At 43.5% G+C, this 12,374-nt stretch carries 4 protein-coding genes; all 4 read left to right on the top strand.

Annotated features, from left to right (window positions below):
* Positions 1–568: 568 nt before the first annotated feature.
* The 4 genes from Q0P86_RS15635 to Q0P86_RS15620 all read left to right on the top strand — a co-directional run bounded on the left by Q0P86_RS15635 (position 569) and on the right by Q0P86_RS15620 (position 12,162).
* Positions 569–7,936 (top strand): neuraminidase-like domain-containing protein, encoded by a 7,368-nt coding sequence (locus Q0P86_RS15635; protein WP_295040749.1) that lies wholly within the window; start codon positions 569–571, stop codon positions 7,934–7,936.
* On the top strand, positions 7,936–9,291 hold the full coding sequence (locus Q0P86_RS15630; RefSeq protein WP_295040747.1) for an FISUMP domain-containing protein: 1,356 nt from the start codon (positions 7,936–7,938) through the stop codon (positions 9,289–9,291). Before Q0P86_RS15635 ends, Q0P86_RS15630 begins: the two co-directional genes overlap by 1 nt.
* A 4-nt stretch (positions 9,292–9,295) precedes the next feature.
* Entirely contained in the window at positions 9,296–10,723 is a 1,428-nt protein-coding gene (locus Q0P86_RS15625) for an FISUMP domain-containing protein (protein ID WP_295040745.1), read from the top strand.
* Positions 10,724–10,791: 68 nt separating this feature from the next.
* Positions 10,792–12,162 carry a glycosyltransferase gene (locus Q0P86_RS15620; RefSeq protein ID WP_295040743.1) on the top strand — a complete coding sequence of 457 codons (1,371 nt, stop codon included), beginning with the start codon at positions 10,792–10,794 and terminating at the stop codon, positions 12,160–12,162.
* The last annotated feature ends 212 nt before the right edge of the window (positions 12,163–12,374 follow it).

Raw genomic sequence — 12,374 nt, 5'->3', positions numbered from 1 at the left:
CTGAAAGTCGCTGCACTGAAAGTGCAGGGTTTTAACCATTTTTTGGACAATAAAGAAAGAAGGACGAAGAGGACGTCCGACATTGCTAAGTCTTAATTCTGTTAAAGATCGTCTTCAACTTCTTCTTGATGAATTTACTGAATCAGAATCCAATTATCGCGATTTAATAGAAAGGCAAGAAAAATCAAATTCCATTCTTTCGTCTTCAGAAGTTGATGACTTGAAATTTCTGATTGATTTGGGAGATTTTTGCAATTGGTATCCAGATTTAGTAGTAAGTATCTACACTTTGCTCCATGCGGAAAATTGTCAATATAAACCTATCGCCAAACTTGATAAAGATGTTACAAAAGATGACGAACTCGGTGCATGGAAATTGGAATACTTGCTAAAGTATGATGAACAGGTAAATGATTTTTCCGCAAATACTACAGCGTTTTGGTGTAGAGCGGTTAATGATGCTGCAGAGCGATATTCATATTGGTGTCATGATGTCGCATTGGCACTTCCTCTTGACCAGTTCCCAGGCACAACTGCCGAGGAACAAAAACAAATTGCGGTAAGAACTTTGAAAGATCGCCTAAAGGCCAAATTTCCGCAGACGGAATTAAATTCCAAATTTGAAAATAGCTTTTCTTCTACAGATGATGACGAAAAATCATGGAATGCCTTGGTTCAAAAACTCCAATCGGACGCTTGGAAGGATTTTGACCTGAATTGTTCCGACATAGATTTGTTCCTGCAAAACTCATTAGCTAAGCATAATCAAGATTCACAAAGTCCCTTGGCAGAAGCTGACGAAACCGAAATCAAGAAAATTAAGATTATACAGCGTCTTTATCGATTGACCGATAATCCCGAAGCGATAGCCTATCTTATAAAAAATGGTTTTGAATCGGCTTCTAGTATTGCCCTGATGGATGAAGAAAGATTTGTGGCAGAGCATGGCCTTGGCATGGGTGACAAGGAGCTAGCAACAAATATCCATCGACTTGCCAAAAATTTTGTGGCAAACGCTACGTTAGACATTGAACGGTATCATGGAAGTTTAAATGAAGCAGACAATACAATCATTTCGATACCTCGAGGGCTGCAAGAAACAAACGAAACCGCTGCAACAAATACAGCGTCTAATCCTAAGGCTTCCAAACTTCTAAAATTGAGCCGCACGTCCAATGTGGCGACAAGTCGCTTGAAAAGCAAGAATTTCGCCAACTGGAAAACTCTATTCGGGCGCATCAACAGAAATACGGGAACTCAGAACCAGTCCATTTTGAGTGCGTCCGCTTATTTATTGGATTTGTTGGAATTCTTAAAGCAGGGACACGCATACGGCCGGTTTATTAGCCGACGTCCCGATGTGAAGAATCTTCTAATGACAAAGGCCAATGCGGAGGTTTCTCTTCCTACAATTGATTTGGCTGTCGAATTGTTGGAAAGTCTTGTTTATAGGACTTCCATTCAAGAACGGGCAATCCCTCTTTGCAACCAGACTCCTGATGACGCTACAGTGGCGGATTTAAGGGCGGATCCGTGCAAGTGGGATTCGAAATTGGATATTAATAAATCTGCAATGCAAGTGCTTGACAATAGGTATTTCCCGTTAAGCCTTCCACGAAATTTTTATGCAGATAGGCTCGTTTTTATTTTTGATAATTTGTCACTGAACCCATGTCAGGTTGCTCATAAATTACATCTAGATGAAAATCATGCGGTACTTTTAAAAGCAAATCAGAAGGCCGTTCTATCTACTGATTTTGACCAAAATCAAATCGAACCTTCAAAGCTGTGGGGATTGGAAGATAATGGAAATCAGGGGATTTTCTTCCCTGATAAGTCAAGACAAATTGAAGCTGAAACAAGATGGTTCAATGTCCTTTGTAATTTGGCCTTTGTTCTGAACAGGGCGAAAATTACATACGAGGAATTTGCGGAAATTTTCACATCTGATGTATTCTCCGGGTGTGGAGCGGCGCTGAATGTCGATTCAGAATCATTCCAACTGGCCGATGTAAACGGATATAAGATTTATTTCGAAGACCCGAACAAGAAGAAAGATTTTTTCTGTAATCTGTCCGTTTTTGTCCGTCGTCGTGCCACTTTGGGCTGGAGCACAGAAGACGTTGCCAAGACATGGGATTGTAATCCGGATGGTTTGATTGATATTCAGGAATTGAAAACGCGGCTTAATTTGACGGCGACGGAAGCTGCGATTTTACTTGACAAAGTTACATTGACAATTGCCGATCTCAAGAGCATTTTCGCCATTGATTCGCTGTTTGACGAATATGGCAGTGATTTTGACAAATCGAAAAGAAATAATGAAAAGTTGCGTTACCAGCTTGCAACAGCCGCCAAAATTTGCCTTGAAATCGAACTTCAAGATGCCCTTTTGATTTTGCAAAAGTGCTGGAGACCAGAGACCTATCCAACAGCATCTGACGCTCTTGAAACTGGCCTGAATATCCTTTACAAATACAATCTCTGGATTTCAAGGAACGGCCTTTCTGTCGACGATTATTTCTTCTTGAGTGAAATTAATTTCCCTGTTGGTTTCGGCAGTCGCGAATTTTGTAACGCAACCATCGATGAACTGGAAATCTTGAATAAATCTTCTCTTTCCGTTAGTGACTTAAAATCGATTCTCGATCCCCAGTCAATGGCGGATGAGGAATCTGCTGAATTTGCCAAGGAGGTTGGTGACGCTATACAGGCGTCCATTGACGAGTGTATGGCGACAACAGAAGTCGATGGTGTCTCCGCGATAGATTACGAAACCTCGATTTTGAATATCATGAAGTCTTTGGGGAGGGAAGACGCGGAAGACGTTTTCAACAGTTGGAAGAACAAGCCCGAAGAAATAACAGAGGATTATAAAGATTCAATCGAATCGATATTCGCAAACTTGTTTTGGAATCTTTCTGTTAGTAAAGAATCGGATTATCCATGGTATTCTGCTATATCAAACGAAGTCGTTTTTTATGAAAAACTGACGGAGGAGCTACAGGCGGAACGCCTTTTGACCCTTCTATCTGAAAAGTTCTCAGTAGATACCGAAGTCTTGCTTTCTTTGCTTAAAACATTACACACTAGTGAAAATGATTCTGAAACAGACTGGGATGTATGGCAATCGAAGATTTCTGCTGAAAATCCCCAAATCAATAATCTTTGCAATCACATATTCCGTTGTGCGGCCCTCTACCAGTTTACGCAAACTTTAGATATGGGCTTTGAATGGAATTGGTCTTCTTTTGCCATTGCCAATGTCAACAGGTACGAGACGATAAAAAATGTAGTCTACGCCTTTGCGGCGTCTTCACAGATTCTAGGAGAGGTCTATAAGTATAACGAATTGAATCGCCTTGAAACTCTCAACAAAAAACTCCTGATTTCAAGCGAGTCCGCTGTGGCGTTGTTTACAAAGGCGGGAATCGTCTATGAACAAAACAAAGATAGTTGTCTGATTACGTCCGTGAACATAGACTCACCTGCGGCATGGTGTAAATTTGCAGACCTGCTCTATCTTTACAAGAAGACCAATACGCTTCCGGGCGATTTGGAAAAGTTGCTGGACGCCAATGATGTCGACTATTCTCTCTCTGTTGAAAAATTTGAAAAAAATTTACGTCAAACTAAAACCAACTCGGAATGGAACAAGTTTATCCAGGGGGTGAACGATAAAATCCGGCAACTGAAACGGGATGTCCTTGCCGCAGTCGTATGTAACGATTCCCAGATGCCGGGAACGGCATCCTATTATCCATCGGTCTTTGTCGATGAAAACGACATATACTCCTATTACCTGATGGACGTGAAGATGGAACCCGACATGGCCATTTCACGCACAGTTCAGGCCGTGTCCTGTATCCAATTGTTCGTGCAACGGGCCCTGATGGGACTGGAAGGAAGTTACACGCTAAATGACACCCAAAAGGAACAATGGGAGTGGATGAAGAATTTCCAGGTTTGGGTGGCGAATCGCAAGGTATTCCTCTATCCCGAAAACTGGATAGATGGCGACCTGCGTGAAGACAAAACACCATTCTTCCTCGAACTGGAGGAACGCCTTGCCGAAATAGGGAACGACCAGAATGCCATGACAGAAGCCCTGGGCGATTACCTGAAAAAAGTGTGTGACACCTCTGAAATAGATATCATTGGAGCTTGCAAGCAGGATGGCGGGAGTGCTGCTGGAGTCCTTTACACGCTCCACATTGTCGGTCGTACCCGTGGCGAACCCCACGCCTACTATTACCGCAAATACGAGGCCACGGCACTGTACGGCGGAAGCTGGACTCCGTGGGAAGAACTTCCTTTGGAAATTGATGGAGCAGCCGTACAGCCCGCAATACTGAACGGCCGTCTCTATATCGTTTGGCTGCAGGTGGTGCAGGGGCAGAGACAACGCAAGAAGGGAGATTCCTCCACAGACGAAAAAGCTACGGCAACCATAGAATACTATGCGGAAATCAAGCTTAAGTGGGCTTATTTTACAGGTGCTAAATGGTCTAGCGTAAAGGTCAGCAAGCAAGCCCTTTACGACATTTCTGAAAACCAGTTGAACTATCTTCTAGGTGACAACGAGAATCTGGACGAAAGATACTTCTTTGTCGATGTATCCGATAATTCGGATACACTTAACCTTGAAATTTGGAGAACATTCCCCAAGTTCACGGACACACAAACTGTTATTTCGGTGCCGGTAGCAAGTAGCCAGCCAACCGTGGGTACACCTGAAGATGCTGCCAACGCATCCCCCACCACATACATCCTGAAAACCGTTATCACACGAAATTACGAGGAAGGACAAAGGATCAATCACATCGGTAATCTTTCCTTGGCATCAGATGGAACCGAATCGGTCAGTTACCAGTACGATTTAGAAGGCAACCGTATCGCATTCCATTATGGTGAACTTGTCAGTGATCATGTGCCAAGGAATTGCAAGTTGGTGGGCAATATGTTCTACAGTTCATCTAACCAGTTGGTTCTACAAGATGGAACGAAGATTTTCGACAATACACGCGGTCCGTTCAAACTACTGTCTGTCAATATGGGCTTTGTTAAGCATGCAGACACTCCCTTCTTCCTTATGGACTCCAAGGGAACCTACTTGGTTCGCACCGTTTCAGGCGATGGTGGTGCAGGGGCGAATAGCATCGCCAATTACCGAGTGGAACAGGTTTCCAATCCCCAAGCTAGTGAATTCCACAGGCGGTTTGTGCATGGCGGCACAAAGTGGCTCTATAACCGTGAAACGGAAGCTTTGCCCGTTTCAGACAGCTACTACTATTCATATTCTTACTACAATTATTATTTCAGTGTCTATCTGGGCTATTACACGGCGGGGGACTGGCAGGCCTGGGACTTGTCCCAGACGCTTTTCGAAAACAGCTACATGCCCACTGCACTAGTGGCGGAACCGTACCCGTCTGCAACGGTAGATTTCAGCTGGGGTTCGGCAACATCTATCTACAACTGGGAACTGTTCTTCTTCGTGCCGATGCTCTTGGCCGACAAGATGCTCTCGGAACAGAATTACGAGGCTGCCCTGAACTGGTTGCAACTGGTGTTCGACCCGCGTATAGACTTGTCCAACTACGAACGGACAAAACGTTTTGTCCGCGAATTGCCCAAGGGGGCAAAATATTGGAAGTTCTTGCCCTTCTTCGCAAACCAGGATGCTGATAAATCCATCCTTTCGGATTTGTCATTCCCGACACCCCACGATGCCCTGCCAGATCGCCAGGCCATACTCCTTTTGCAGGACCGCTGGAAAAACGACCCCTTTGACCCGCAGATGATTGCCCGTTACAGGCCTGTCGCCTACCAGAAATATGTGGTGATGAAATACCTTGATGCCTTGATAGGCCTAGGTGATCAGTTGTTTACTCAGGATACTACCGAATCGGTTAATTTGGCTGTGCAGATGTATGTTTTGGCTGCAGAAATTCTCGGCCCGAAGAGTGCCGAAGTTCCAGACCCTAAACATAAATCGAAACTCAAGGTCATAGATTTGCTAAATTACGGCAACGATGTGATGAACAATGCCTTTATTACATACGAGGACACCATGCTCACCGGCAAGTGCCGCGAAAAGGAGACGCCTCAACGTCTGCTTCCTGGCAAGACCATGCAACTGGCCAATACTACAGGCATGATGTTCTATTTCAACGTGCCGCGCAACGAGACCCTGATGGGCTACTGGGATACCGTGGCCGACAGGCTTTATAAAATCCGCAACAGCCTGAACATCGAAGGCGTAAAGCGGACTCTTGCCCTGTTCGCACCACCCATCGACCCCGCGATGCTTGTAAAGGCAAAGGCGAGCGGAGTTTCTATCAGCGAAGCCCTAGCCGACGCATCCTCCGCATTGCCTTATTACCGTTTCAAGGTGATGGTGGAAAAAGCCAAGGAAATTGTCCGCGATATTCAGCAGATGGGCAGGGACTTGCTTTCTGCATTCGAAAAGTACGATTACGAGACGTTGGCCCTGTTGCGAGTAAACCACGAAAAGACCGCCTTGATGCTCCAGAAAACCCTGGCCGAAATGGAAGTGACAGAACTGGAACGGGAACTGGAAGCCACCGAGACCGAAGAGGAAACCCTCCAGGCCGAACAGGAACAGCAGGCTGGATTCTTCAAGAAGAGCGAGAAGGAAACCAAGTACGAAAAGGCCATGGACGGCATCAAGAAAGTCCAGGAAGGCATTGAAAGTGTACGTAAAGCCGCTTCCGTGGCAGCAAAGATTCCTGACCTTGGTATTGGAGCCATCATGAACGGTCTTGGTGGACCATCCTTTGATTCCATTGCTTATGGTGGTTCTAAAATTGCCGAAATGCTCATCAATAAGGCCGAAAGTAAGGCATCCCAGTTCGCCCAGAAGCAGGTAGGATCTGCCATCAGCAAGTTCCTCAGCGAACAGGAACGCACAGAGCAGTCCTGGACCATGCAGAAGACCGCCAAGGCAAACCAAATCAAAGTCGTCCAGAAGAAAAAACTCGTGGACCAAATCAAGATTGACTACATCAACAAGCAGGTGGAAAACCTTGAAAGGGAAATCGAGCTGAAGGACGAAATGTATGAGCACCTGTCCGAAAAGTACACCAACAAGGAACTTTACAAGTGGCTCAAGACCGAAATAGGCAAGATATACAAGGTACTCTTCCAGTTGGCAGTAAAGGTAGCCAGAAAAGCAGAAAAATGCTACCACTTTGAAATCGGCGATACCGAAGAGAATCCCAAATCGGCCAAGTCGTTCATCAAGGGCAGTGGCAGTTACTGGGACGGCCTGTATAGTGGCTTGCTTGCCGGCGAAAAACTCCTAGCCGACTTGCATGCCATGGAAGTGGCTTTCTTTGAAAACGACAGGAACGAATTGGAAATAACGAGGCCGGTAAGTTTGTGGGAATTAGAATATAGACAGGGGGATGATGACTTGAATAAGCCACAGCGTCCTTTGACTGATATACAGGGAGAGGGAAGTTGTGAATTTACCATTCCTGAATCCCTATTCTCTAAAGACTTCCCAGATCAATACTTTAGACGAATTAGGGATGTCCGAGTAGAAATAATTGCTCCAAATTACAGAGGACATTACTTGAACGCACAATTGTCCTTAACCGAGAATTTTCTTGATTTGAAAGGAATCGGACAAAAAATTGGTAATCGTATCGGAACACAGACCATGGCGACGAGTACCGCTCATCAAGAATCAGGGAAATTTGATTTCCGCTTTGGCTCGGACAAGTTCTTGCCCTTTGAAGGGGCGGGTGCCGTTGATTCCAAATGGTCTCTTGAAATCACGGGTTTTGACAACACAAGAAACAATGACGAAGAAATCAGTCATTCACTTGATTTGTCCAAGATTGAGGATGTTATCATCCATCTAAGTTACACTGCTCGAATGGGAAAAACGCAGAAAGGAGGCAACTAATGTATCTGAAAATTATCTTCTTTTTATTTTCTCTTTTGTTGATGATTTCCTGTGGTGGCGATAATTCAAGTAGTCCCGACGTTGAAAATAGTTCAAATTCTCATAGTTTGGAAATTCCTTGCGATGCAACCAATGAGGGAACGATAATCAAGCCAACTGATAGCGATGTAGAACACATCTGTAAAGACGGCTCTTGGATTGCAATCAACAGCAGTTCATCCTCTACAAACAATGTCATTCTGAGCGCAAGCGAAGAATCTAGTTCATCAGTTAAATCAGTCATTCTGAGTAGTGATAGTGACGAGTTGTCTAGTTCGTCGTCCAGCAGCGTCATTGCGAGTGAAACGAAGCAATCTAGTTCGTCCGGTTACGATAACGACGATTCCTCTTCTAGTTCAGAGAAACCTGTTGAATCTAGTAGCAGCGAAGAAACCAAACTCTATCTTTGCGAAGACAATGAAACATACGTGCTAGACCCAGCCAATTGCGAAAAAATATCCTCTTCTTCAGTGGTTGTTTCGTCATCAAGTGATAATAAACTGATTTCGTCAAGCAACGAAATTCAAGAATCTTCAAGTTCGGAGATGTCTAGCAGTAGCGAGAAAATAGATTCCTCTAGTTCCAATGTTGAATCAAGTAGTAGCGAAACGGCAACGCAGTCTAGTTCCGAAAAAGTAGAAGAATCATCAAGTTCTGAAGAAATCGTAGAATCTAGCAGTAGCGAGATAAACGTAGTAAGTTCGTCGTCGTTAAATAGTGTTTATGATGTCGTAAATAATACTCTGACGGATTTACGAGATGGACAAGTTTACAAAACTGTAACAATAGGCTCACAGGTTTGGATGGCTCAAAATCTGAACTACTTGCTGAAAGATACTGCTGGAACAAATTGGGGAGGAAAATCATTGTGTGGTGGTGGAGAGTGGAAAAAAACAGCTGAGGGCGATTGTAGTATTTATGGTAGATTATATGAGGAAGATTTTTCAAGACTAGACACTTTGAAACATGGATTGTGTCCAGAAGGATGGTCCATTCCGAATAAGAGTCAATTTACTCAATTAATAAATTTTCTTGGTGATGATGTTGATGACAAACTAAAAATAGCTGACAATGATTTATGGCCAAACAGAAAAGAAATAGAAGAATCTGGCTTCGCGGCGCTGCCTTCGGGGTATTATCATCCAATAGCTGGGTTTGATTCTAATGAGAAGACGGAGACTGCTGTTGCATCGTTCGCAATAGCTGTTAAATGGGGGTATGAGGATAATGTTTTGGAAATCAGGGATGTCAGTAGTTATCACTATAGCAGTTATGGAAATAGGCTATATATGGCTGTGCGCTGTATAAAGGATTAAAATTATGATGCCGGCGACTTTGCATAACCAATTAATGTATAAGCAAATTCTCTACTCGTTACTTCTTTCCATATTGATTGTTTCCTGTGGTGGCGATAATTCTACTTCTCCATCAAATGAGAACAGTTCAGACTCTCACGGTTCAGAAATTCCTTGCGATGCAACCAATGAGGGCACGATAATCAAGCCGTTTGATAGCAATGTAGAACACATCTGCAAGGGCGGCTCCTGGATTGCTATTGGCAGAAGTTCATCGTCCAGCAATATCATTACGAATGAAACAAAGCAATCCAGTTCATCCTCTTCATACAACGTCATTCTGAGCGCAAGCGAAGAATCTAGTTCGTCAGTTAAATCAGTCATTCTGAGTAGTGATAGTGACGAGTTGTCCAGTTCGTCGTCCAGCAGCGTCATTGCGAGTGAAACGAAGCAATCTAGTTCGTCCGGTTACGATAACGACGATTCCTCTTCTAGTTCAGAGAAACCTGTTGAATCTAGTAGCAGCGAAGAAACCAAACTCTATCTTTGCGAAGACAATGAAACATACGTGCTAGACCCAGCCAATTGCGAAAAAATATCCTCTTCTTCAGTGGTTGTTTCGTCATCAAGTGATAATAAACTGATTTCGTCAAGCAACGAAATTCAAGAATCTTCAAGTTCGGAGATGTCTAGCAGTAGCGAGAAAATAGATTCCTCTAGTTCCAATGTTGAATCAAGTAGTAGCGAAACGGCAACGCAGTCTAGTTCCGAAAAAGTAGAAGAATCATCAAGTTCTGAAGAAATCGTAGAATCTAGCAGTAGCGAGATAAACGTAGTAAGTTCGTCGTCGTTAAATAGTGTTTATGATGTCGTAAATAATACTCTGACGGATTTACGAGATGGACAAGTTTACAAAACTGTAACAATAGGCTCACAGGTTTGGATGGCTCAAAATCTGAATTATTTACCCAAAGATACGAGTGGTACAATTTGGGCGGGCAAATCATTGTGTGGCGGGGGCGAGTGGAAAAAAACAGCAGAAGGGGATTGTTCTATTTATGGAAGATTATATGAATCAAAATTTACATTTACAGATACAGATTCCTACAGGAAACTCTGTCCAAATGGTTGGTCGCTTCCAACAAAAAAGCAATACGAGACTCTAATCAGTTTCTTAGGAGATAAAGCTATTGATAAAATGAAAATCCAGAATTCATCTTATTGGAATATTAGTGAATCCATTACATCGTCAGGTTTTGCAGCAATTCCTGCTGGATATTACACTCCTTATGGTGGATTTAATGATCAAGAGAACGAGGCAAAGTCTGTGGCATACTTTGGTTTTATTTACAATAGTAAAAATATAATAGCTATTATTGAAGATCGAACAGACTTTCGATGGACTACATTTGGGACTGCTTATTATATGTCAATTCGATGCATTAAGGAATAGAACAATGCCCCACCCCTTTTTAGCCCGTCCTATTAAAAAATTAACATTACAGAGTAAGGAGTAATCAAATGCCCAAAACAATTCTCTTTTGGCCCGATGTTTACAAGGAACAGGGACACTGGCTACCCACGTTGAAATGGGCAGAAGATATGCTCAAGAGCGGTCACACCGTTAATTATATGGGAATCGTTGATTGCGAGGGTGTTGTCAAAGCTTTCCCGATTGCCATTAACGGTGCGGTCACTTCTTTCCCCTATTCACGGATTTTTGAAAACATCTATCCGCTGGGCTACACAACAGAAAGCCACACTAGCCCCAATGAACGTTGGCGTCCTGACCATATCTGGGCAATCGCATATAGTACGTTAGGGGAAGATTTGGCCAGGTACAAGGACAAATTAAATAAAGACTTGTATGAAGATGCTCTGCATTTTTACCAAACAATGACAAATGTCAATCCCGACTTGCTCGTCTCGGGTTATTTTACATCCTTAGAAAGTTTGCTTATCCACAAAATTTATGATGTGAATGTCGTTATTACCACGACATATTTAAGACATCCCAGCGAAGACCCAGCCATGCGTGCAATACAGAATTTGATGGCTTTTTCGCCGACGGAATTTTTTAAGTTGGTGAATTTGAGCCGATATGCAGAATTGAAGGCGGCTGCAGGGGAGGATCCCGTTGATTTGCTGCAAGACCCTGAAATTGATATTGAAGATTTTGTAGAGGACCTACAGTATTTTGACGAACTGATTCCTTCTCCTCGCGAATACGAATACACACATTACAACCCTGGTGAAAAAGTTCACTATGTGGAACCCTGCATTCTGGATAGGGATTTGAATTCTTCGACAAACAGTGTCTTAGATTCTACTGTAATAGGCGCAGGCAATAAAAAATTAATTTTTGTAACAGCCGGTTCACAGGTTCTCGATTACGAGGGTAAGGCCCGTCATCTATTCCATTGCATGTGCGAGGCCATGCGTTCTGCGGAGTTGAACGACTATCGCTTGGTTCTGGGTGTTGGTTCGAAACTAATAAACGATTATGAATGGACTGAATTTAAGAACCAGTCCAACATTATCTTTGCCAGCTGGGTCCCGCAGCGAGCGATTCTTTCGGCACCGAACTTAGAATTCGCCCTAATTCACGGTGGTCTTGCCACAATCAAGGAATGTGTCTATAACAACAAGAAATTCTTGATTCTTCCCTTGGGTAAAGACCAGATTGACAATGCCATGCGGCTTCGTAAATACGGCATTAACAACATGGTTCCTGTGGAAAGTATCACACCGAAGGTGTTGATTGACGCCATCGTGAACTTGAAATCAGATAGAAAGACTTTGGAAAATCTATCGAAGTTAAGCGAAGTCTTCCAAAGTGTTGAACGGGAAAGTCCTGGTAAACAGGTGCTGTTGGATAATTTGAATTCGTAAAGAATCCCTAAAATTGCTAAAGAAATACCCCGCCACTTTTTAGTGACGGGGCGTTCTAATTTACCTCAAAGGCCGTAAGGCCGACCTCATCGCCCGAAGCGACGAAGTCGCGACCTCATACCTCTTACAGGCTAATCAACCCTTCCGTATCCTTGCTCATGGCGTCATAGAATGCGTAGCGGGCGTCCACTTCCTTCTGGAGGTCGTCGGCG

It is taken from the genome of uncultured Fibrobacter sp. (assembly GCF_946062555.1).
GTDB lineage: Bacteria > Fibrobacterota > Fibrobacteria > Fibrobacterales > Fibrobacteraceae > Fibrobacter.
The sequence above is the reverse complement of the archived record's forward strand: the minus strand, read 5'-3'. Positions and strand labels throughout refer to the sequence as shown.

Excerpts from the sequence above, each read along its gene's own strand:
- Q0P86_RS15630 (WP_295040747.1), top strand. The coding sequence starts at position 7,936 with ATGTATCTGAAAATTATCTTCTTTTTATTTTCTCTTTTGTTGATGATT.
- Q0P86_RS15625 (WP_295040745.1), top strand. The coding sequence starts at position 9,296 with ATGATGCCGGCGACTTTGCATAACCAATTAATGTATAAGCAAATTCTC.
- Q0P86_RS15620 (WP_295040743.1), top strand. The coding sequence starts at position 10,792 with ATGCCCAAAACAATTCTCTTTTGGCCCGATGTTTACAAGGAACAGGGA.